The 20,358-nt window shown below is 42.9% G+C and carries 24 protein-coding genes and 1 tRNA gene; 8 read left to right on the top strand and 17 right to left on the bottom strand.

Features of this window, described 5'->3' with window-relative positions; all coding sequences use genetic code 11:
- Positions 1–113: 113 nt before the first annotated feature.
- From JMF81_RS12025 to JMF81_RS12015, 3 genes are read left to right on the top strand one after another with little or no spacing between them, the layout of a single operon-like run.
- Positions 114–668 (top strand): DapH/DapD/GlmU-related protein, encoded by a 555-nt coding sequence (locus tag JMF81_RS12025; protein ID WP_334297470.1) that lies wholly within the window; start codon positions 114–116, stop codon positions 666–668.
- Between the two features lie 5 nt (positions 669–673).
- Entirely contained in the window at positions 674–1,618 is a 945-nt protein-coding gene (locus tag JMF81_RS12020; RefSeq protein ID WP_201311686.1) for an aldo/keto reductase, read from the top strand.
- A 14-nt stretch (positions 1,619–1,632) separates the two neighbouring features.
- Positions 1,633–2,202 (top strand): flavodoxin family protein, encoded by a 570-nt coding sequence (locus JMF81_RS12015; RefSeq protein ID WP_201311727.1) that lies wholly within the window; start codon positions 1,633–1,635, stop codon positions 2,200–2,202.
- A 58-nt stretch (positions 2,203–2,260) separates the two neighbouring features.
- Here the strand turns inward: JMF81_RS12015 and JMF81_RS12010 are convergent, their stop codons facing one another.
- The 3 genes from JMF81_RS12010 to JMF81_RS12000 all read right to left on the bottom strand — a co-directional run bounded on the left by JMF81_RS12010 (position 2,261) and on the right by JMF81_RS12000 (position 4,850).
- On the bottom strand, positions 2,261–3,268 hold the full coding sequence (locus JMF81_RS12010) for a DUF362 domain-containing protein (RefSeq protein ID WP_201311685.1): 1,008 nt from the start codon (positions 3,266–3,268) through the stop codon (positions 2,261–2,263).
- Between the two features lie 208 nt (positions 3,269–3,476).
- Positions 3,477–4,193, bottom strand: coding sequence for a phosphatase PAP2 family protein (locus tag JMF81_RS12005; RefSeq protein WP_201311684.1), 717 nt, complete (start codon positions 4,191–4,193; stop codon positions 3,477–3,479).
- 198 nt (positions 4,194–4,391) lie between these two features.
- Positions 4,392–4,850 carry an Rrf2 family transcriptional regulator gene (locus tag JMF81_RS12000; RefSeq protein ID WP_243282629.1) on the bottom strand — a complete coding sequence of 153 codons (459 nt, stop codon included), beginning with the start codon at positions 4,848–4,850 and terminating at the stop codon, positions 4,392–4,394.
- A 210-nt stretch (positions 4,851–5,060) separates the two neighbouring features.
- Between JMF81_RS12000 and JMF81_RS11995 the strand changes: the two genes are divergently transcribed.
- The gene (locus JMF81_RS11995; protein ID WP_201311682.1) at positions 5,061–5,822 is read left to right on the top strand and encodes a 4Fe-4S binding protein; all 762 of its coding nucleotides are present in this window, start codon (positions 5,061–5,063) and stop codon (positions 5,820–5,822) included.
- A gap of 157 nt (positions 5,823–5,979) precedes the next feature.
- Here the strand turns inward: JMF81_RS11995 and JMF81_RS11990 are convergent, their stop codons facing one another.
- The gene (locus tag JMF81_RS11990) at positions 5,980–6,312 is read right to left on the bottom strand and encodes a putative quinol monooxygenase (protein ID WP_201311681.1); all 333 of its coding nucleotides are present in this window, start codon (positions 6,310–6,312) and stop codon (positions 5,980–5,982) included.
- 372 nt (positions 6,313–6,684) lie between these two features.
- Between JMF81_RS11990 and JMF81_RS11985 the strand changes: the two genes are divergently transcribed.
- On the top strand, positions 6,685–7,107 hold the full coding sequence (locus tag JMF81_RS11985; protein WP_201311680.1) for a DUF2000 domain-containing protein: 423 nt from the start codon (positions 6,685–6,687) through the stop codon (positions 7,105–7,107).
- Positions 7,108–7,147: 40 nt separating this feature from the next.
- Here the strand turns inward: JMF81_RS11985 and JMF81_RS11980 are convergent, their stop codons facing one another.
- The 10 genes from JMF81_RS11980 to JMF81_RS11935 all read right to left on the bottom strand — a co-directional run bounded on the left by JMF81_RS11980 (position 7,148) and on the right by JMF81_RS11935 (position 14,833).
- A complete protein-coding gene (locus JMF81_RS11980) occupies positions 7,148–7,459 on the bottom strand; it encodes a hypothetical protein (RefSeq protein ID WP_201311679.1) in 312 nt (103 codons plus the stop codon).
- A gap of 192 nt (positions 7,460–7,651) precedes the next feature.
- Positions 7,652–9,007: a 23S rRNA (uracil(1939)-C(5))-methyltransferase RlmD gene (gene rlmD / locus JMF81_RS11975; protein WP_201311678.1), complete on the bottom strand. Its 1,356-nt coding sequence runs from the start codon at positions 9,005–9,007 to the stop codon at positions 7,652–7,654.
- Positions 9,008–9,141: 134 nt separating this feature from the next.
- Positions 9,142–9,651, bottom strand: coding sequence for a metallophosphoesterase (locus tag JMF81_RS11970; protein WP_201311677.1), 510 nt, complete (start codon positions 9,649–9,651; stop codon positions 9,142–9,144).
- An 11-nt stretch (positions 9,652–9,662) separates the two neighbouring features.
- Complete coding sequence (locus tag JMF81_RS11965) at positions 9,663–10,247, bottom strand: XTP/dITP diphosphatase (RefSeq protein ID WP_201311676.1); 585 nt, start codon at positions 10,245–10,247, stop codon at positions 9,663–9,665.
- A complete protein-coding gene (locus JMF81_RS11960; RefSeq protein WP_201311675.1) occupies positions 10,244–11,389 on the bottom strand; it encodes a THUMP domain-containing class I SAM-dependent RNA methyltransferase in 1,146 nt (381 codons plus the stop codon). The genes JMF81_RS11965 and JMF81_RS11960 overlap by 4 nt, the downstream gene beginning before the upstream one ends.
- A 59-nt stretch (positions 11,390–11,448) precedes the next feature.
- The gene (locus tag JMF81_RS11955; protein ID WP_201311674.1) at positions 11,449–11,751 is read right to left on the bottom strand and encodes a rhodanese-like domain-containing protein; all 303 of its coding nucleotides are present in this window, start codon (positions 11,749–11,751) and stop codon (positions 11,449–11,451) included.
- Between the two features lie 100 nt (positions 11,752–11,851).
- Positions 11,852–12,010, bottom strand: coding sequence for a hypothetical protein (locus tag JMF81_RS11950; RefSeq protein WP_201311673.1), 159 nt, complete (start codon positions 12,008–12,010; stop codon positions 11,852–11,854).
- Between the two features lie 249 nt (positions 12,011–12,259).
- Entirely contained in the window at positions 12,260–13,159 is a 900-nt protein-coding gene (locus tag JMF81_RS11945) for a DMT family transporter (RefSeq protein ID WP_201311672.1), read from the bottom strand.
- Positions 13,160–13,489: 330 nt separating this feature from the next.
- Positions 13,490–14,278, bottom strand: coding sequence for a DUF1189 family protein (locus JMF81_RS11940; RefSeq protein ID WP_201311671.1), 789 nt, complete (start codon positions 14,276–14,278; stop codon positions 13,490–13,492).
- A 3-nt stretch (positions 14,279–14,281) separates the two neighbouring features.
- Complete coding sequence (locus tag JMF81_RS11935; RefSeq protein ID WP_201311670.1) at positions 14,282–14,833, bottom strand: DJ-1 family glyoxalase III; 552 nt, start codon at positions 14,831–14,833, stop codon at positions 14,282–14,284.
- A gap of 173 nt (positions 14,834–15,006) precedes the next feature.
- On the opposite strand from JMF81_RS11935, the gene JMF81_RS11930 reads away from it, so the two are divergent.
- Positions 15,007–15,080, top strand: a tRNA-Arg gene (locus tag JMF81_RS11930).
- A gap of 77 nt (positions 15,081–15,157) precedes the next feature.
- Positions 15,158–16,072, top strand: coding sequence for a diacylglycerol/lipid kinase family protein (locus JMF81_RS11925; RefSeq protein WP_201311669.1), 915 nt, complete (start codon positions 15,158–15,160; stop codon positions 16,070–16,072).
- On the opposite strand, the gene JMF81_RS11920 is transcribed toward JMF81_RS11925, so the two are convergent.
- Genes JMF81_RS11920 through ung form a run of 3 tightly spaced genes read right to left on the bottom strand, consistent with a single transcriptional unit; the run spans position 16,069 to position 18,655 of the window.
- Positions 16,069–17,172 (bottom strand): D-alanyl-D-alanine carboxypeptidase family protein, encoded by a 1,104-nt coding sequence (locus tag JMF81_RS11920; protein ID WP_201311668.1) that lies wholly within the window; start codon positions 17,170–17,172, stop codon positions 16,069–16,071. The genes JMF81_RS11925 and JMF81_RS11920 overlap by 4 nt on opposite strands.
- Before the next feature lie 15 nt (positions 17,173–17,187).
- The gene (locus JMF81_RS11915) at positions 17,188–17,970 is read right to left on the bottom strand and encodes a Cof-type HAD-IIB family hydrolase (protein ID WP_201311667.1); all 783 of its coding nucleotides are present in this window, start codon (positions 17,968–17,970) and stop codon (positions 17,188–17,190) included.
- A gap of 10 nt (positions 17,971–17,980) precedes the next feature.
- Positions 17,981–18,655 (bottom strand): uracil-DNA glycosylase, encoded by a 675-nt coding sequence (ung, locus tag JMF81_RS11910; RefSeq protein WP_201311666.1) that lies wholly within the window; start codon positions 18,653–18,655, stop codon positions 17,981–17,983.
- Positions 18,656–18,746: 91 nt separating this feature from the next.
- Between ung and JMF81_RS11905 the strand changes: the two genes are divergently transcribed.
- Positions 18,747–20,312 carry a ClC family H(+)/Cl(-) exchange transporter gene (locus tag JMF81_RS11905; protein WP_243282628.1) on the top strand — a complete coding sequence of 522 codons (1,566 nt, stop codon included), beginning with the start codon at positions 18,747–18,749 and terminating at the stop codon, positions 20,310–20,312.
- The last annotated feature ends 46 nt before the right edge of the window (positions 20,313–20,358 follow it).

The following is a 20,358-nucleotide window of genomic DNA, read 5'->3' as shown; positions in this document are numbered from 1 at the left end:
CAAATATCTATAAATAATTTTTAAATATTTTACATTTCTAATACCCCCAATTATAATGAAACTACCTGATAAAATTCAAAAGGAGGAATTTCGTTTTGACTGTTCAAGATGTAATTGAAGGATTCAGAGAAAACGCACCATATGACCCGGAAAGAAGCGCTTATGCGAATGTTTTATTTCAGGAAGCCATCCAGATTGGAATGGAACTGAATACCCGGTATCATACTCCGGAAGAGATCGTCAAAATCATGAGCCGTCTGACCGGCAGACAGGTCGATGACAGTTTCCGGCTGTTCCCGCCTTTTTATACTGACTTCGGAAAAAATATTACTTTTGGAAAAGATGTGTTTATAAATTCCTGCTGTCATTTTCAGGATCAAGGCGGTATTTCCATTGGCGATGGAACTATGATCGGCCACAGCGCTGTTCTCGCCACCATCAATCACGACCTGGAACCTTCTAAAATGAGAAAAAATCATTATGCTCCCATTATCATTGGAAAACATGTATGGATTGGTTCCAATGCCACAATCTTATCCGGCGTTACCATTGGAGACTGGGCAGTCATAGGCGCAGGGGCTGTTGTTACAAAGGATGTTCCTCCTATGACAGTTGTCGGAGGAGTTCCCGCAAAAGTCATTCGCAGAATTAAAGATAAAAGGAGCTGATCCTCATGAAAAAACTGACTCTGCTTCTGATTACTTTTTCTTTTTTATTCATTCTGTCTGCATGCAGTCAGGAAAAAACGAAAAAATCCTCAGACTCCTCATCGACAGCATCCAGACAGACATCAGAAACTCCAGGAAATTTTAATTTTGATTCTAAAACCGTAACACTTAACAGCGGCTATCAAATGCCTGTATACGGTCTGGGCACTTACAGCCTGCATGGTAAGGAATGCAAAACTTCCGTTACAGCCGCATTAAATAATGGCGTCCGGCTGATTGATACCGCTCATGCATACGGAAATGAAAAGGAAATAGGTGAAGCAGTACGGTCATCTGACGTTCCCCGAAAGGAAATCTTTATCATCACCAAACTTTATCCGGATCAGTTTTCCGATCCGGAAGCCGCCATCGAAGAGGCCTTAGATCAGCTTGACCTTGGATATATTGATATGATGCTCCTGCATCATCCCGGGAATGGAGATGTAAAAGCTTACAAAGCCATGGAAAAAGCAGTTAAGGAAGGAAAAATTCATTCCATTGGTCTGTCGAACTGGTATATAGAAGAACTGGAAGAATTTCTTCCTCAGGTTGATACCGTTCCTGCCCTGGTACAGAATGAAATCCATCCATATTATCAGGAAAATGATGTTATTCCATATATCCAGGAACATGGCATCACGGTACAGGGATGGTATCCTCTTGGCGGCAGAGGCCATACTCAGGAACTTCTGAACGATCCGGTTATATCAAAAATTGCAGAACACCACGATAAATCTTCTGCCCAGGTAATCCTTCGATGGAATCTGCAGAAAGGCGTTGTTGTAATTCCCGGATCAAGTAATCCAGAGCACATCAAAGAAAACACAGAACTTTTTGATTTTGAACTAACCGATGATGAAATGATGCAGATCCATGACCTGGACCGCGGTGAAAAACATGACTGGTATTAAAAAGGAGGAAATAAATAAAAGTTCTCGCAATTAACGGAAGCGCCAGAAAAAACGGAAACACAGCAATTCTCATTCAGCAGGTATTGGATGTATTACAGGAAGAAGGATTTGAAACAGAAATGATCCAGCTTTCCGAACATAAAATAGAGCCCTGCAGAGCATGCTGGGCCTGCAGCGGTCAAAAGAACTGCTTTCATAAAAATGATGACTTCTATGATATTTTTGAAAAAATGAAAGCATCTGACGGCATTCTGCTTGGCTCTCCCGTTTATTCAGCCAATATTTCTTCTGCCATGCAGGCACTTCTGGAGCGCTCAGCCGTCGCAGCCGATATGAATCCTGGTCTGCTGTCTCATAAAGCAGGCGCCGCTGTCGCAGCAGTCCGCAGAGGAGGCGGACTCCAGGCGGTCGATGCCATGAATCATTTTTTCCTGAATCACGAAATGATTCTTCCTGATTCCACTTACTGGAACATAGCTTACGGACAGATGCCTGGTGATGTAAACGCGGATTCCGAAGGTTTGGCAAACATGAAAAATCTAGGGCAGAATATGGCGTTTCTATTAAATTTATTAAGGAAATGAAAAAAAAGAACTTCAGGTCTTGTGTCCTGAAGTTCTTTTTCTTCTGCCTGATCAGGCTTTATTTTTCATCTGCAAATGGTTTTACATCTTTTACCGCGTCTTCCAGGGTGATGCGGGCATCATTGTTATCAATGTCGATCAGGATATATTTGTCATTTCCCATCTTCAGCTCTTTCATATAAGTGAGCTGACGAAGGCCATGACGGGTTTCCATACGCTCTACCAGATCTTTGTGATCCTCTTCTTTCAGCGCATATACAAGATCAACAGACGCCTGATCTACCGCAAGGATATCTGTGGATGCAGTGATTCCAATATTCGGCGTTACCACCGGCATGGCAGCGCATCCCTCACAGTCGCAGGATACAGACATGTTGCGCATTACATTAATATAGGTTACCTGTTTTCCGAAATGATCAATGGATGCTTTGGTAGATTCTGTCATCCTTTCCATGAATTCTTCCGTCTTGATATCCCACATATCATCAGAACCCGGCGTTGTGTGGATCATTTTCTTTCCGATTCTTCCATCTGCGCATCCGATTCCGATATTTTTGTTGGATCCGCCGAAACCACCCTGGGTATGACCTTTAAAATGAGTCAGCGCCAGCATGGAATCGTAATTTAACAGATTCTTTCCGACAGACATTTCAGAAAACCATTTTCCGCCTTTTACCGGCAGCATTGCCGTACCGTCTTCGTCCATGATATCCACAGGACAGAAGGTCCAGCCGTTGACTTTCAGTGTTTCTCTGTGCTGTTCTGTCGTATAACGGTCACCTTCATAATAGGTATTTGTTTCAATAATGGAAGCATCCGGGAGTTCATCCTGAATTAATTCTTTCACCCATTCCCTCGGAATAATATTCGGTCCATTTTTCTCTCCCGTATGAAGTTTGATTCCTACTTTGCCAGAGAGATCCGCACTGACTCTTTTATAAATTTTCTTTAATCCCTCAGCAGATAAATCTCTTGTAAAATATACGATAGACTCATTTCCTGTACGCTCTTCGTATGGGATATAATGTTCTCCTCCGGTTCCCGGAACTATCTTTTTATCACACATGCTAATTCCCTCCTCTTCATGATTTCAATTGCTATATTATCATTTTAACACTTAAACTTCACTTCAGGTCAACCTGAATCTGACAAATCAATAAGGATTATACTATAAGCGTAAACCTGTACATAATTTGCAATATAAAAGGAGAGGACTTCATCCTCTCCTTGTCTATCTCTGTTTTGATTCATTTTTCCGCTGCCCCGCAGACACCTTAAAAATAAGAAACGGATTCTTCCCGTTCTCCTGACAGCACCCGCTTTTTATAACGTACTGGTATAATTTTATAATACAGCTGATAGCATATGATATTTAACAAAACTGCTGATGCTACATCAATCACACTATGCTGCTTTAAGAATACCGTTGATAAAATGATGGCTGCCGTCAGCACTCCGGCTCCTGCAAGTCCCGCTTTCTGCTGTTTTAATTTCCTGTTATCTTTCTGTTTTTCTATTCTTCCTCTGGTATGTTCATACAACGCAAGCCAGCATGCGGAAGAACAGAAGACATGCATACTTGGAAGGACATTCGTCGGCGTATCCATATGATACAGCATTTCCACCAGCTTGATAAAAATTCCGTCTCCCGTCAGTTCCGGCCGTAATGCCTGCCCATTGGGATACACAAAACAGGTAATGATAAATACCGTCATTCCGGTTCCTAATGAAACAAGCAGCTGATAATATTCTTTACTGCTTCTCTTCCCAAAGGCAAAATAGCAGATCACGCAGGTAATATATAAAAACCACATCAGGTAAGGAATAATAAAATATTCACAAAATGGTATCTGATCATCAATGACTGAATGAATCATATGCAGCTTAGCACTGCTGTTATTCTCCAGAAAAACAAAGGCCGCCATATAAAAAAAGCCGTAAACGGGAATGACCCATATCCTTTTTTTCTTCCACAAACCATTTATGCTCATGACAATTCTCCTTTTTCACTACCCCATTTTTATCTTCTCTAAGTATAGCGATATTTGTCTTGTACTGGCAAGTAGAAATAGAAAAAAATGTCTGTTTTTGTCGCTTTTTTTCTCTGACTTTCAATATCTCAGCCTTTCGTCAAAGCATGATTCTAATATCATATTATCCCCCGAAACACTCCTATGATATGCAGAAATTTATGAAAAAGAACTGCCATCCTGCGGTTCATAATCAACAGGATTCACTCTTTTATGGAATTCTTCAATCATGGACTCCAGAGTGATGCCTTCCATGGTCTGCCGGATAGAATCTTCTATTTTCTGATAAGGATCCTGCAGTACAAATCGAATATTTTTCGCTACCGGACATTTTCGGTCTTCACAGGAATGAATCCCGATCAGAGAAGAAAGCCCCTCTGGTTCCATCGCATCATAAATCATATACAAAGTAATTTCAGATGGTTCTTTAAGCAGTTCTGCCCCTCCAGGACCACGCGCGACTGAAATCATCCCTGCTTTTTTCAATGCACTAAGTATATTTCGAATTATGACCGGATTACATCCGGTGCTCTGTGCCAGCAGTGTACTTGTCACTCTGGCTCTTCCTTTTGCTTCATATATAAAAATCAAACAGTGTACTGCCACTGAACACTTCATGCTGATCTGCATTGTATCACCCTTTCACGATCTCTCTCAGCTCATTAGATGTAAATCTTGACTTTACATCATTTTGGTGATATTCTGACAAGAGATGTAATTTTTTATTTTACATCTTCACATTTTACATGGTCTGTAAAAGGATTGCAAGCAAAAGCCTGCAGCTCTGTCCTTTCCAGAACGGAATCAAAATGATTGGAGGAACACAAAATGAAATTTTATGAAATCTGTTTCAGCCCTACCGGCGGAACAAAAAAAGCAGCTGATATTTTAAGCAATGAACTAAGTTCTGAAATCCATCCGATTGATCTGACTGACAGCAAGCAAGATTTTTCCGATATCTCTCTTTCTGATGATGATACTGCTGTCATCGCTGTACCATCTTACGGCGGAAGGGTTCCGGAACCGGCAGTCAGCCGCCTTGCTTCTATAAATGGAAACGGAGCGAAAGCCGTTCTTGTATGTGTATATGGAAACCGCGCATATGAAGATACTCTGGCTGAACTGCAGGATACTGCAAAACAGGCAGGATTCCGTGTGATATCCGCTGTCGCAGCCATTGCAGAACATTCCATCGCCCGCCAGTTCGCCGCAGGTCGTCCGGATTCCGAAGATGAGACACAGTTAAAAGAATTTGCCGGACAGCTCCGTGAAAAAATCTCTTCCGGCAATATTGACGAGCCATCCATTCCCGGCAATCGTCCATATAAGAAAAGAGGCGGCTCCGGCATGGTTCCAAAACCTTCCAAAGACTGTGTCAAATGCGGAATCTGCGCTGAAAAATGCCCGGTTCAGGCCATTGACAAAACAAATCCTAAAAAGACCGACAGCAAGGCCTGCATCTCCTGCATGCGCTGCATTTCCGTCTGTCCTCACTCTGCACGAAAGATCAACGGCGTTATGCTTGCCGGCGTTAACGCCATGCTGAAAAAAGTATGTTCTGAAAGAAAAGAATGTGAACTGTATCTTTAAGACAAGATATTCTCATAGACATATTAAATGAATAAAAGTGACATTTTCCCCCCAAAAAAGGCGCCAAAACTTTTGACGCCTTTTTTCTATATTGGGAAAATTTCATGACAGCAGCTTCTGTAGAGTTCTTTCCAAAACCACCAGCTGCTTCTTTTGCTTACTTTTTGATAAATTTTTTATCTGCATCAGAGATGCTCTCATCGTCAGAAATATATCGTTCCGCTCTCATATGCAGATCGTATTTTTCCCGAAGCTCCGCAATCGTATTCATCATAGGTGAGGCATGATGAACATCGATGGATTCCTGATCTTTCCAGCTGTCAATCAGCAGAACTGTTTCCGGATCGCTCATTGGGAAAAAATAGTCATATTTTTCATTTCCATCTTCTGCACGGATTAATGCAGCCGTTCCGCTTTGCTCCATTTCCTCAGCAAACTTACGCGCATTTCCGTCTTTTCCTGTATAATACAAATTCATTGTGATGCTCATAGTACTTTCCTCACTTTCTTAAATTTGTGACAATGATTCTTTTTAAATATCCTCGTCTCCCGGATTCTGCCTGGGAGCAGAAAACAGCCGCTCACTGTTTTTCATTTTCATCATTTTAAAAGATGAAACAACTTGTCTGTTTTTAGAATACGATGTTTTTGACATCATGTCAATATACTTGCTGAATCCCTGGTATAAATCCTGCTGCTTCCTTTCTTGTTTCCGGTACGATATTTGGGGCTTTCTTCTTCACAGCATCTCTTAAAAAATGAGGATATCTTACAAGCCTTTTTTATTTTTCGATGCTACAATGAATATCACAGAGCAAAAACATATACAAAGACATTCACAGAAAGCAGGAGGAAATCTGAAATGAGTTTACAAAACAAAAAATGTGTCATGATCATTGATGAAAATCTGCCGCTTGGCATTATTGCAAATACAGCGGCTATTATGGGGATTACTTTAGGCAGGGAAATGCCGGAAGTGGTAGGTCAAAATGTCACAGACCAAAGCGGAAATGAGCATCTCGGCATCATCACGTTTCCCGTGCCAGTCCTAAAAGGTTCACCGGAAACCATCAAAACAATCCGTGAAAAACTCCATCAGCCCGGCTTTCAGGATTTAACCGTGGTTGACTTTTCCGATCTGGCTCAGAGCTGCAAAACCTATGATGAATTTACCGATAAAATGAGAAAAACATCCGAAAATACGCTGCAGTACTTTGGACTTGCCATCTGCGGTTCTAAAAAGAAAATCAATCAACTTACAGGAAGTCTGCCGCTGCTAAGATAAAATAGGACAGGTTAATTTCCTCTTAGAAACGCTGAAATTTTTACATGCTCCTCATCATCTTTATCTGCACTACAGCATCACAAATCTCATCGAAATTAATATCAGCGGCATCTTCACAATCTTTCTGATAAGTCCTCCACTGCTTTATCATCGCATCACTGTTTCTGACAACATCAATGATATTCTTATAATCCTTCAGAATCTCCGATGAACCTCGTTTCTTGGATGATGCATCCATGTCCATAGTGGCACGGGTGTCTAAACCTGCGAAACTTCTTCGCATACTCTGACAGAAGCAGGATGTTCTTGTCCTTCCTGACTGCATATCGTTTGAACGCTTCTGCAATAACACCCCTGTCTATTCCTCCTCGTTTACGCAAAATATCACATAAAGTTCGCTCCATATATTTTCTTTTGCAAGCTGTATTATTTTATCTGCGACATTCTTTTCCTATAACTCATATCTGTTCTTAATTCCTTCCAAATATCCACATTTAGAATAGAAAGATGGGATGCTTATCCACATCCCATCTTCGCTGTTTTCTTAATGTTTGGAAAGCAAACACACAGTCTCCACATGTACGGTGCCCGGAAACATATCAACACATCCCGCCTGTTCTACTTCATATCCTGCTTCCCGGAACATTTCCAGGTCTCTTGCCAGACTGGTCGGCTTGCAGCTGATGTACACCATTTTCTCCACGCCGTAGCCGATGATCTTCGGCAGCGCTTTCGGATGGATTCCGTCTCTCGGCGGATCCAGCACGATGATATTCGGTTTTTCTTCCAGTTCATCCAGTACTTTCAGCACATCTCCGGCAATAAATTCACAGTTATTCAGTCCATTCAGCCTTGCATTTCCCTTTGCTGCTTTTACGGCCTCTTCCACGATTTCCACACCGACAACTTTCTTTGCCACCGGCGCCAGCATCTGGGCAATGGTCCCGGTTCCGCTGTACAGGTCAAAGATCACCTGATCTTTTGTTTCTCCTACATAATCTCTGGCTGTCTCATACAGCACTTCTGCCCCCAGCGAATTGGTCTGGAAGAAAGAAAACGGAGAAATCTTAAATTTCAGCCCCAGGATTTCTTCAAAGAAATAGTTCTGCCCATGAAGGATTTCCATAGAATCTGCCTGTACCACATCTGCCAGACTGTCGTTTACCGTATGCAGGATTCCTACAATCTGTCCCTGGAGTTTCAGGACTTCCAGCGCCTCCACAAGTTTTGTAAAATCCGCCGCTCCCTGGGAGGTTGTTACGATGTTGATCAGGATATCTCCGGAACATTCTGCCCTGCGCACTACCAGATGACGCCAGTATCCTTCATGGCGCATTTTGTGGTAAAACGGCAGTCCCATATCCTTTACTTCGTTTAATACACACTGGACGATTCGATTGTAATCATCATCCACAATTTTACACCCTGTAATGTTCACAATATCATGAAACGTGTTCTTTTTGTGCATTCCCAGAGCCAGAGGGCCGTCTTTTACTTCATCTCCAAAAGAGAATTCCATCTTGTTGCGGTATCCCCACTGCTTCGGACTTCCTTTGATTCCGTTCCATTTTTCATTCGGAACAAAATCTTTTAATAATTCTCTTACCTGTCCTTCTTTTATTTTCAGCTGATTTTTATAAGAAACAGTCTGATAAAAACATCCGCCGCAGGCGCCGAAATGTTCACATTCCGGCTGCACATCTTCCAGTTTTGACGGCTCCAGCACTTCCAGCAGACGGACCTGTCCTCCATTCCTGCGTTTTTTTGTCACCTGTCCCCGGATTTTCTGTCCTTCGATCACACCTTTTACTGTAATTGTCCTGTCCTCATATGAAAATGTTCCTTTATTTGGAAATTCCACATGATCCACAACCCCTTCTATAATATCCTTTTTCCTCATCTTCTTTCCTTTCTATTCTTATGTATGACAGAAAAAAGCGGACAAGTCCGCTTCCATCTCCTGATTTGCGCATGTTTCATATTCGCAGAAAAAAAGACAGAAATGTCCATCTGCATTCCTATCTTCTTTTTCTTCTAGTAAAGCATCAGTTCTCCAAACTGTTCTCTGTAATATCCATGGGCATAATGCGCCTGCCCTTCGTCGTCGATCTCCATCATCAGGAATGTCGGCTTTCTTCCCGGCTGCCTCGGATATGAAATGCTTCCAGGATTGAGGATCGTCACATCCTCGCCAATCTCTATAAACGGTACATGGGTATGTCCATACATTACGATGTCATATCCATATTCCAAAGCATGTTCTCTCAGATATTCCACACCGGAATTTACATAGTATCCGTGTCCGTGAGTTACCAGGACCTTATAATCTCCAATCTGTACTTCTTCTTCACTTGGAAGATCCAGGTAATAATCGTTATTTCCTGCGACCATAACCACAGGACATCCTGCAATCTCCCGTATGTATGAATCTCCGCGTTCTACATCACCACAATGGATCATCATATCGATATCCCCGACCTGATCGAGGACCCCTTTTATATCATCATTGCGGCCGTGAGAATCACTGATTACCAATATTCTCATAAAACATCTCCTTAAAGAACTTCCTTCATTTTCCTCAGCGCCTCTCCGCGATGGCTCAATTCATTCTTCTCATTGCTGCTCAGCTGTGCGCTATATTTCTTAAGCTCCGGCAGATAAAAGATCGGATCGTATCCAAATCCATTTTCTCCGCTCGCCTCATATCCTATAATCCCTTCCATAGTACCACGAGTCGTATAGGTTTGTCCATCAGGAAATATTGCTGCAATGACACAAACAAACCTCGCTGTTCGCTCCTGTTCCGGTACATCCTTCATTTTATCCAATATGATCTGATTTTTTTCCGTATATGGGGTATCTTCCCCAAGATATCTGGAAGAGTACACACCCGGACCTCCGTCAAAGGCATCGATTTCCAGACCAGAATCATCTGCAAGCGTCAGTTCCCCGGTGGCTTCCATAACTGCTCTTGCCTTGATCAAAGCATTTTCTTCAAATGTTGTTCCATCTTCCACGATTTCCAGATCCACTCCTGCTTCCTTCATGGACAGGATCTCGTAGCCGGAATCCGCAAGAATCTCACGGACTTCTTTCATTTTCCCTTCATTTCCTGTAGCGAAAATCAGTTTCTTTTTCATCTCGGCTCCCTTCTTGGTGGTTTCGGTCCCAGATACTGAAGATATTCTCCCCGTATCATTCCATTGTATACTTTTCGTTTCCTTGCAGCTTTTCCTAAATATTTCTCTGCATCCTCGTATGAGGTAATCACATATTTGGACCAGGTGTCCAGACGATCAAACGCTTCTCTCATCTGCCCATACAATTCCGGAAGATCTTTTCGGTCTTCCAGGCGCTCTCCATACGGAGGATTGGCAATAATAAAGCCATATGGCTTGCTGTGCCGCAGATCTTTTACTTCTCTCTGCTGAAAATGAATCAGATCATCGACCTCTGCGTCTCTGGCATTTTCTCTGGCAATCCTCAGCATCTGCGGGTTCTTGTCGTATCCCTGCAGATCCATCTGTACATGTTCCAGGACTGCGTCTCCTGCCTCATCGGCTGCTGCATACCATGTTTTTCTCGGTACAAAATCCCAGTTTTCCGCTTCAAACGAACGATTGATTCCCGGCGCGATCCGCTTTCCCATCATCGCCGCTTCAATCAGAAAGGTACCGCTTCCGCAGAATGGATCCACCAGGATCCTGTCTTTGTTCCACGGCGTCAGCATCAGAAGCGCTGCGGCAAGCGTCTCACGGATCGGCGCCTCACTGACCAGCTTCCGGTATCCTCTTTTATGAAGAGGCGTTCCTGAAGTATCCAGACTGATGGTTACCTGATCTTTCAATATAAAAACACGGACCGGATAGTCATCGCCGCTCTCTTCAAACCACGATACATGATATCTGCCTTTCAGCCGCTCTACCATTGCTTTCTTTACAATCGACTGAATGTCCGGCGCGCTGTGCAGACGACTCCTGGCTGTGGAGGCTTTTTTTACCCAGAACTTTCCATTTTTCGGAATATAATTTTCCCATGGAAGCTTCCTGGTCTCCTCAAACAGTTCATCAAATGTCACTGCCTTGAAAGAGCCTATTTTTAACAAAATCCTTTCTGCTGTCCTCAGAAAAAGATTAGCTCTGGCAATTCCTCCAAGGTCTGCCGCAAACGTTACACGGCCGTCTTCCACCTGAACAATATCATAACCTAAATCTTTGATTTCTCTTTTTAACACTGCTTCCAGTCCAAAATGACATGGAGCAATCAGTTCTATACGGTCCACTTATCTCTCCTTATTTTGATATAATTCTTTCCCTATTCTACCTTTTTCCATTTTTTTCGTCAACCATCTTTCCATTCTTCCAGATGATAATACACTCCTCCGACAATATTATATACCCGAAATCCTTCTTTTGCCAGATGTCTTGCCGCCATCATGCTCTGGCCTCCAAAGTCGCAATACACAATCAGATCTTTTTTCTCGTTGTAATCTTCCTGCTTTAAGATTCCGTAGGGACGGTTTACTGCCCCTTTTAAATGCTCTTTTTCATACCGGTAAGGCTCTCTTACGTCAATCAGCCTGTATTTTTCTTTTTCTTCTGCCATTTTCAGCCCGTCTTTTAATGATACATTAATAAATTCCATTGCCCTATCCTTTTTCCTTCTATAATAAATAGACTATGCGAAAAAAAGAAAACAGCCCCCGGAAATTGAAATTTCCGGAAAGCTGTTTTCCCGACTTTCTCTAATATTCGTCATTTACATTCTGGTTTTTATTCTGCGTCTTATTCTGGCTCTTATTCTTAGAGGAGTTCCTCATACAGTTCTGTCCTCCGTTTTTCGCGTTCCTGGAGCTGCCAGATGACTGGTTTTTGTTGTTTGAGTTGGAATAATTCTTTGACATAATCATTCTCCTTTCTTTGATTTACAAGTTTATTTTGAACGAAAGGTTTCAAAATTATGTATTAAGATTACAGAAACTTTTTGACTTTTTTATCAAAAACGATTGCTTTTTTTTGGTAAATGGGTTATGATTCATTTATCGAAGGTATATTATATTTTCGATTTATAACCCCTTATTAATTTATTTATACTCCCCTCAAAGAGAGCAGATTTCCCTATCTGCTCTCTTTACCTTTTCTGAGGATCTTTTTCATTCAGCTTTTTGTTTTCTATTGACCAGCACGATTCCCATACACACAAGCACAATGGAAATCAGATGCGTCCATGTCATAATATTTTCCTGTAAAAAGATTCCTGACAAAACTGTTCCGAATACCGGGATCAAAAGATTATAAATGGATACGGAACTGACCGGATTATGAGACAGGAGATAGGTCCATACGGTAAAAGCTACCGCCGACAAAGCCGCCATATAAAGAAGCAGCAGTACTCCCTGCCATACAGCTGTAAGTGTTCCTCCTGTCAGAACCCCTGCCGCTGCCAGAAGAATTCCTCCAATAAAAAGCTGATATCCCGTTATGGTCATAACATTCATATATCTGGCCAGTTTTTTGCTGTAGATTGATGCCAGGCTCTGAGCCATTGCCGCAAACACCGCAAATCCTTCTCCCGTCAGCTTAAATCCTCCGAGACCGCTGCCATCCAGATTGATGATCACAATACCTGCAAGGCCGATCAGGCATCCCAGCCCTTTTTTAACCGTCAGACGGTCATCCCGGAAAAACAAGGGAGCCAGAACGATTGGAAAAAAGGCTGTCAAAGAATTGATGATCGCACTTTTAGCCCCGGTCGTATTGGCAAGCCCTATGTAGAAAAAGATATACTGGATTGTCGTCTGCAGGATTCCAAGCAGAACCAGCCTTCCTGCCATATTTTTTTTAGGAATACAGTCTTTCGGCTGTTTCAGCGCAGTAAATGCCAAAACCATAAGTCCCGCCATTACAAACCGGATTCCTGCAAACAAAAACTTACTTCCAAGATCATCTGCTGCAATTTCAAACAGCTCATATCCGATTTTAATACAGGGATAAGCACTTCCCCATAAAAAAGTAGCCAGTACGGCTAAGATCATTACTTTTTGTTTTTTCATGATTTTCTCCCTTTTTTCAATTTTTTTCTTGACAAATCGTCATATATGAGTATAATAAAAAACATCGAGAACAAAGGTGTTCCATCCGAAGGGATTGGAATGCCTTTTTTCGTTTTATGATATTGCCTGTAGAAGGCCATCTGCAGGCAATATCATAAAGTATAGCTGATGACTAGTTTTTGACTTGCAGTGGACTTGAATACGTATGACAAATTTTTGACTTATCTTATGACACCAGGCAGACTAGAAGACGGACATCAAAGACCTATACTTTACTCCAGAAAGAAAAAAACCACGGAACATATCCGCGGTTTTTTCTTTTTTCATCTGTTATTTTTTATCTTCTGATTTTATAAACGCCATTCCCAGAAGCTGATAACTTCCCAGATAAGAAATGATCATCCATATACTGCCTGAAAAAAATGCGATCCCTGCTGTGGATCCCAGTGTCTCGATCAGTTCGAAAATCACCCTGGCATAAATTGACAGGCGGAATACTTTTCCAAATGAAACTTCTTCATTGCGAACCCGCTGATTCATAAATACAAACATACTGATAAACAGACACAAAAACAGATACAGCAGAATCTGCATCAGCCATGTCATAAAAAACATGAGCACCATAAAGATGCGGATTGCGGGGATCAGAGCCAGCATTTTATGATTGTTAAACACAACATTCTTATGATCAGAAAATGAAACCCTGTACCGCATCGGCTGCACTGAATTGGTCTGGATGACCGCTTCGTTCTTTGCGAAATAAATCTCTCCGGAATAATCTGGGCTGAAATCACTCGTATCTACGGTATCTTTTGTCGTATCCGCGACAATATGAATTCCGCCAAAATCAAAATCCAGACGATTCTCCATCTCCAGTGTTCCATTCTTCAGTTCAAAAGCCGGAAGGCGGTTCAGAATAAAATTCTTCGCGCCTCCCACGCTGACACTGAAGCCGATCATATTGACTCCATAGCCCAGAAATGTAATCAAAAAACTAATAACGATGAAAAAACAAACGACTCTGCCCTTGCCAACCTGAAGCAGCCGTGGATATTCCCTTGGCTTCAGACAGGCAATCTTAAGCTGTTCCAGCCAGCCCAGCTTTTTTGTTCCTTCCATACATTAATCTCCGTAAACTATACTTTCTAATAATTCTTCTTTTGCCTGTTCTCCCTGCAGGAGTTCTACTATCTTTGCTCCAAATTCGATTGCAGTTCCCATTCCGCGGCTTGTGATGATATTCTGATCCACAACCACCTTGTCTGTCTGATAATCTGCGGATTTCAGTTCTTCCTGCACAGAAGGATAGGAAGTTGCTTTCTTTCCTTCCAGCAGTCCGCATTTCTCGAGAACTGTTGGCGCAGCACAGATAGCCGCAATATATTTTCCATTGGCATATGCCTTCTTAAGCAGCTTATCAAGCCCTTCGTGTTCCTTCAGATGCAGGGTTCCCGGCATTCCGCCCGGAAGCACAAACACTGTGCCTTCTGCTTCTAATACTTCATGGAACATAATATCTGCTTTTACTTCAATATGATGAGATCCTATGATGCTTTTGGAATCACCGATGGATACCGTCACTGTATCAATATCTGCTCTGCGCAGAAGATCAACCACTGTAAGCCCTTCAATCTCTTCAAATCCATCTGCTAAAAATACAAATACCTTATTCATGATTCGCCTTCCTTTGTTCATATCACTACTGTCTTTATCATAATACTATCTTGTTTTATTACTTTAAAGAAAAAACAAGAAAAAGTCAACCTTGGCCGCCTGATTTTTCATTTTTTTGATTGACATTTGCAGTGAGAATGGATAAAATAATCAAAGATATGAATATTATTTATGTTTCCGTAGCTCAGCTGGATAGAGCGACCGCCTCCTAAGCGGTAGGTCGGGTGTTCGAATCACCTCGGGAACGCTAAGCACCCAGAAGAAGCCGGAGGGCTTCTTCTTTTGCATTGGAGCTGCTAATGTTTAGTACCACAGGAGGCATCTATGAAAGGTTTATTTATTATCAATCCATCCTCAGGCAAGCAGAATATTGAATCAACTTTAAGAGAAATCATGGCGAATCTGGTTTTAAACCAGATCACTTCACATATTGATGTATTTTATACACAAAAGAAAAATGACGCAAAGAACAGGGCTGCCCAGTTAAAGCCAGGCGAATACGATTACGTTGTATCAGTCGGCGGCGACGGAACCTTAAATGAGGTCACCAACGGTCTGATTTTAAGCGGAAGCAACACTCCTCTGGCAATCATTTCTGCCGGCACAGTCAATGACTTTGCCACCTATATGAAACTTCCTCAGACTGCGGAAGATTTCTGCCGTATGATCGAAGAATTCCAGACAAAAAAAGTAGATATCGGAAAAGTCAACAACGAATATTTTATCAATGTCCTGGCTGCAGGAATGCTGACTGACATTGCCTACAAAGTACCGAAAGACAAAAAAGCCGTTCTTGGAAAAATGGCTTACTATTTAGAAGGCGTAAAGGAATTTCCAAAACAGCTGGCCCAGAATATGACATTATCTTTTCACAGCAAAGAATTTAACGATACGCTGGATATCATGCTCTTTCTCGTCACTAATTCAAAGAGCGTTGGAGGATTTGCCGACGCTGCGCCTCTGGCATCCGTATCTGACGGATATCTGGACGTACTGATTCTGAAAAAAATGGATCTTCTGTTTGAGGCCCCTGACCTGATCATCAAATGGTTCCAGGGAGATCATCCGAAACATCCGGCGATTGAATATTTTCAGACAAAAGAGCTCTCTGTCCTTCCTACAGAGAAAACAGCGGAAATCGCAATCGACTATGACGGTGAAATATTAGAAGAAGGGCTCCCGATCGATATTTCTATCATCCCGGAAGCCCTGAATCTGATCATTCTCCGCTCAAATTAAAGCGTTATATTTCCAATTTTTCTGCCGTTGTAATCAATATATAATTTTTTCCCTTTGCAGCGGTAGGACAATTTGGACGCGTCCTGGTTCTTTTCCAGCAGAACGGTAATATTTTTCAGTTCATCTAACTGCAGGGTCCATGGCATCAGCTGGTTCCCTGCTTTTAATATGCCCAGACCATTGTCCTGAATGATCCCCTGCACTTCTTTAAACGGAGTCACCACTTTATAATTATCATATGCGTAATCCAGCATCTTCATCGTATCCCGGTACAATTCATATCCATTGCCCTGAAGCACGACACAGATCAGTTCCAGATCATTCCGCTTGCAGAACGTTACCAAAGTTCCCCCGGCCCGTGTCGTATAACCGGTCTTTCCGCCTTCGATCCCATCGTATGGAAACATGGTCTTCTTCACCATCTTGTGGTGATTCCAGAGTTCCCTGCCTTCCCTGCTCTTGTTGGTGGGCGTAATATAATAGTTTCTGCTGCAGGCAATCTTCCGGAACGTGTCATTTTCCAAAGCTGCTTTTGTGATCGTTGCCATATCTTTTGCCGTTACATAATGATCGTCATCATGAAGCCCATTGGTGGTCACGAAATGGGAATGATCGCATCCCAGTTCCCTGGCTTTCTGATTCATTAATTTGACAAATTCCTTGTTAGATCCTGCCGTATACTCTGCCGCGCCGTTACACGCTTCATTGGCAGATTCCAGCATGATTCCGTACAGAACATCGATCAGCGGAAGGGTTTCTCCCTCCTGGATTCCGATGTGGGTGCTTCCCTCTTCCAGCTCATTGACCGCTTCCTTGGAGAACGTCACTTCTCCATACAGATCGTCGTTATTCTCAATTGCTACCAAAGTTGTCAAAATCTTTGTAATGCTTGCCGGATAATGTTTTTCATTGATATTTTTTTCAAAAAGTATTTTCCCGGTCTTTGCGTCCATTACAATTCCTGCTTTTCCATCGATCTCCGGCTGTTTCTGTGATGTCTTTTTCTTTACTGCCACACCTCCTGCTGCCTGAACCGGGGCTGCCGATCCTGCCATAATACAGATGGCGACAGCCGCCAGTAATTTCCATATCTTTTTCATTGGTGATCCTCCTGCCTAAATTAATCCAAAATGCGCCAGTCCCCGGGCGATCCCATCCTGATCGGCCCGTTCTGTCACATAATCCGCTGCTTCCTTCAGCTCAGGAACTGCATTTCCCATCGCGGTTCCATAATGTACATAACGAATCATATCAATATCATTTGCACTATCGCCAAAAGCATACGTATCTTTCCTTTGAAATCCTGTTTCCTGCAGAATCCATTCAATTCCTTTTGCCTTTTGGATTCCTTTGGGCAGAAATTCTACGGAATTTGCCGGTTCATGATATGTCCCGACATATTTCCCCTCCAGTATTGCTTCAATCTCGTATTTTTTACCGGGATCCAGATGGTGATACGTCCATTTCTGAATCTCCCGCGCCTCTTCCAGAGGCTTCATTTTCCCTTCACAGTCTCTTTCTGTCTTCCGGATCATACCGGTATAGTATTCCTGATGATTATCCTTATCATAATAGCCGCTGTTCCTGCCTTCCAGGACAATCCCGATGTTCTGCTCTTTTCCCCAGTCGATTACTTTCTGCACCTCACGGCTGCTCATCAGTTCCTGATGAAGGACTTTCCCATCATATTCCACATAAGCGCCTGCGCCCAGGATCATGCCATGAAATCCCATATGAAAATAGGATTCAGGAATCATGCCGCTGCTCCTTCCGGTGCACATCACTGCCTTATGTCCGTTGGCGAACAGCTGTTTCAGCGCTTTTCTGGCAGAATCAGGAATTCCAATTCCAGAATAAAACAGCGTTCCGTCAATATCAAAAAATACAATCTTGCTCATGATAAATTCCTCATATATTTTCTATTTGCCAATCGATCGGCTCCACGCCATGAGCCTCTAAAAATTCATTGGCTTTACTAAAATGTCTGCATCCGAAAAATCCCCGATAAGCAGAAAGCGGACTTGGATGCGGCGCTTCCAAAATCAAATGTTTTGGATTGTGAAGAAGTGACTTTTTATTCTGTGCCGGCCGTCCCCAGAGCATAAATACAATCGGACGATCCTGCTGATCCAGCACCCGGATTGCCGCATCTGTAAACTGTTCCCATCCGATATTTCGATGAGAATTAGGACGGTGAGCCTGTACAGTCAGTACGGTGTTCAGCATCATCACCCCCTGCTTTGCCCATTTGGTCAGATATCCATTATTCGGTATATAACATCCCAGATCTTCATTCAATTCTTTATAAATGTTCACAAGAGACGGGGGTGCTTCCACACCTGGTTTTACAGAAAAAGATAATCCGTGGGCCTGTCCCTCTCCGTGGTAAGGATCCTGTCCCAAAATGACAACTTTCACCTTCTCCACCGGTGTAAAATGGAATGCGTTGAAAATATCGTCTGCCGGCGGAAAAATCTGCTTCGTCTGATATTCTTTCATAATCGTCTTGTAAAGTTCTCTGTAATATGGCTTTCCAAATTCTTCTTTGAGATAATCTGCCCAGTCATTGGTAATTGGCGGCATAATTCGACCTCCTTCGCAAAATCTTTTCCCATTATAGCATAATTTTGTAGTAAAATAAAATGGATTAGAATATGAAAGGGAGGGAAAAACTTTGCCGAAAAAAACGAATCTGCTGGAAGATCCCCACGGATTTTCCATTTCTCTGGTTCTAAACGGACTTCTTGTAGGTCTGGCTGCCGGCGGAACTGCCATATTTTACCGTTTAATGTTAAATTACGCCGAAAACGCTTTATTTGCTGTTATTGATTTTACCAAAGGAAACGGCCTTCTGATGACCGTATGGTTCCTGCTTCTGATTCTTATGGGTATTTTAGTGGGACGTCTTGTTGCCTGGGAGGGGATGAGTTCCGGAAGCGGAATTCCACAGGTACAGGGAGAGATGAAAGGATATTTAAATCAGAACTGGCTCAGAATCCTGATCTCCAAGATTATTGGCGGAACTTTATGTATCCTGGGAGGCCTGTCTCTGGGACGGGAAGGTCCTTCAGTCCAGCTGGGAGCCATGGCAGCAAAAGGCGCCGCAAAGCTGACCGGGACAACTCCTACCAAAGAGCGGTACATGCTGACCTGCGGAGCCGGCGCCGGGCTTGCCGCGGCTTTTAACGCTCCTCTGGCCGGCGTTATGTTTTCTCTGGAAGAACTGCAGAAAAATTTCAACAGTTCCATGCTGGTATGTGTTATTTCCGGATGTGCTGTTTCTGATTTTCTTTCCAAACATTTTTTTGGCCTGCTTCCGGTTTTTGATTTTCACCTTCACAGTGCGCTTCCTCTGAACAATTACTGGCTTCTGGTGCTTCTTGGTCTTCTGCTCGGCGTTCTTGGCGCATTCTACAATTTTGTAATGCTGAAAGGACAGGATTTTTTTAATGCCTTGAAAATGATCCCGCCGCAGTACCGGATTATCCTTCCATTTCTCCTTTCCGGTATCGTTTGCTATACTATGCCGCAGATTCTTGCCGGAGGCCATGCCATGATCGGTCTGCTGGACGGACAGCGTCCGGCGGTTGCCGTTATGCTGATGCTTCTGATCGGAAAATTTCTGTTTTCTGCCTTTTGCTTCGGCTCCGGCGCACCAGGAGGCATTTTCTTCCCTATGCTGGTATTAGGCGCGTATATCGGTGCTGTTTTCGGAACTGTCGTCATTGATCAGACCGGACTGGAACCATTTTATATGGTAAATTTCATTACCATTGCCATGGCAGGATTTTTTACCGCCATCGTCCGGGCTCCGATTACCGGCATCCTTCTGATTGCGGAAATGACCGGTACCTTTGAACATTTTTTGTCTCTGGCAGTTGTCTGCCTGATCAGTTATATGACTGCTCATCTGCTAAAGAGCGAACCAATCTATGAAAGTCTTCTGGGCCGGATCCTGGCCAAAAACGGACTGAAAGAAAACGAAGGGCCGGAACACAAAATTCTCCGGAGTTTCAGCGTCGGCGCCGGTTCCATGGCCTGCGGGCAGAAAATCCGGGATATCCAGTGGCCTGATCACTGTCTGATCGTTACCCTGCAGCGGGGAGAAGAAGAAATCATTGCCAGAGGCAGTACTATTATCCATCCCGGCGACACTGTCACCGCTCTGGTAGATGAAAACTATCTGGGCATGGTCACAGAAAGCATTCAGCTGATCTGCGGAGAAATCCAGATGCCATAGTCCCTATGAGATCTTTTCTCATTATAAGTTGTCAGAAAAATGTTGC

It is taken from the genome of Anaerostipes butyraticus (genome assembly GCF_016586355.1).
GTDB classification, from domain to species: Bacteria; Bacillota; Clostridia; order Lachnospirales; family Lachnospiraceae; genus Anaerostipes; species Anaerostipes butyraticus.
The sequence above is the reverse complement of the archived record's forward strand: the minus strand, read 5'-3'. Positions and strand labels throughout refer to the sequence as shown.

What these genes read in the sequence shown, in the direction of transcription:
- JMF81_RS12020 (WP_201311686.1), top strand. Translation starts at nt 674, where the DNA reads ATGAAAAAACTGACTCTGCTTCTGATTACTTTTTCTTTTTTATTCATT.
- JMF81_RS12010 (WP_201311685.1), bottom strand. Translation starts at nt 3,268, where the DNA reads ATGTGTGATAAAAAGATAGTTCCGGGAACCGGAGGAGAACATTATATC.
- JMF81_RS12005 (WP_201311684.1), bottom strand. Translation starts at nt 4,193, where the DNA reads ATGAGCATAAATGGTTTGTGGAAGAAAAAAAGGATATGGGTCATTCCC.
- JMF81_RS12000 (WP_243282629.1), bottom strand. Translation starts at nt 4,850, where the DNA reads ATGAAGTGTTCAGTGGCAGTACACTGTTTGATTTTTATATATGAAGCA.
- JMF81_RS11995 (WP_201311682.1), top strand. Translation starts at nt 5,061, where the DNA reads ATGAAATTTTATGAAATCTGTTTCAGCCCTACCGGCGGAACAAAAAAA.
- JMF81_RS11990 (WP_201311681.1), bottom strand. Translation starts at nt 6,312, where the DNA reads ATGAGCATCACAATGAATTTGTATTATACAGGAAAAGACGGAAATGCG.
- JMF81_RS11985 (WP_201311680.1), top strand. Translation starts at nt 6,685, where the DNA reads ATGAGTTTACAAAACAAAAAATGTGTCATGATCATTGATGAAAATCTG.
- rlmD (WP_201311678.1), bottom strand. Translation starts at nt 9,007, where the DNA reads ATGAGGAAAAAGGATATTATAGAAGGGGTTGTGGATCATGTGGAATTT.
- JMF81_RS11970 (WP_201311677.1), bottom strand. Translation starts at nt 9,651, where the DNA reads ATGAGAATATTGGTAATCAGTGATTCTCACGGCCGCAATGATGATATA.
- JMF81_RS11965 (WP_201311676.1), bottom strand. Translation starts at nt 10,247, where the DNA reads ATGAAAAAGAAACTGATTTTCGCTACAGGAAATGAAGGGAAAATGAAA.
- JMF81_RS11955 (WP_201311674.1), bottom strand. Translation starts at nt 11,751, where the DNA reads ATGGAATTTATTAATGTATCATTAAAAGACGGGCTGAAAATGGCAGAA.
- JMF81_RS11950 (WP_201311673.1), bottom strand. Translation starts at nt 12,010, where the DNA reads ATGTCAAAGAATTATTCCAACTCAAACAACAAAAACCAGTCATCTGGC.
- JMF81_RS11945 (WP_201311672.1), bottom strand. Translation starts at nt 13,159, where the DNA reads ATGAAAAAACAAAAAGTAATGATCTTAGCCGTACTGGCTACTTTTTTA.
- JMF81_RS11940 (WP_201311671.1), bottom strand. Translation starts at nt 14,278, where the DNA reads ATGGAAGGAACAAAAAAGCTGGGCTGGCTGGAACAGCTTAAGATTGCC.
- JMF81_RS11935 (WP_201311670.1), bottom strand. Translation starts at nt 14,833, where the DNA reads ATGAATAAGGTATTTGTATTTTTAGCAGATGGATTTGAAGAGATTGAA.
- JMF81_RS11925 (WP_201311669.1), top strand. Translation starts at nt 15,158, where the DNA reads ATGAAAGGTTTATTTATTATCAATCCATCCTCAGGCAAGCAGAATATT.
- JMF81_RS11920 (WP_201311668.1), bottom strand. Translation starts at nt 17,172, where the DNA reads ATGAAAAAGATATGGAAATTACTGGCGGCTGTCGCCATCTGTATTATG.
- JMF81_RS11915 (WP_201311667.1), bottom strand. Translation starts at nt 17,970, where the DNA reads ATGAGCAAGATTGTATTTTTTGATATTGACGGAACGCTGTTTTATTCT.
- ung (WP_201311666.1), bottom strand. Translation starts at nt 18,655, where the DNA reads ATGCCGCCAATTACCAATGACTGGGCAGATTATCTCAAAGAAGAATTT.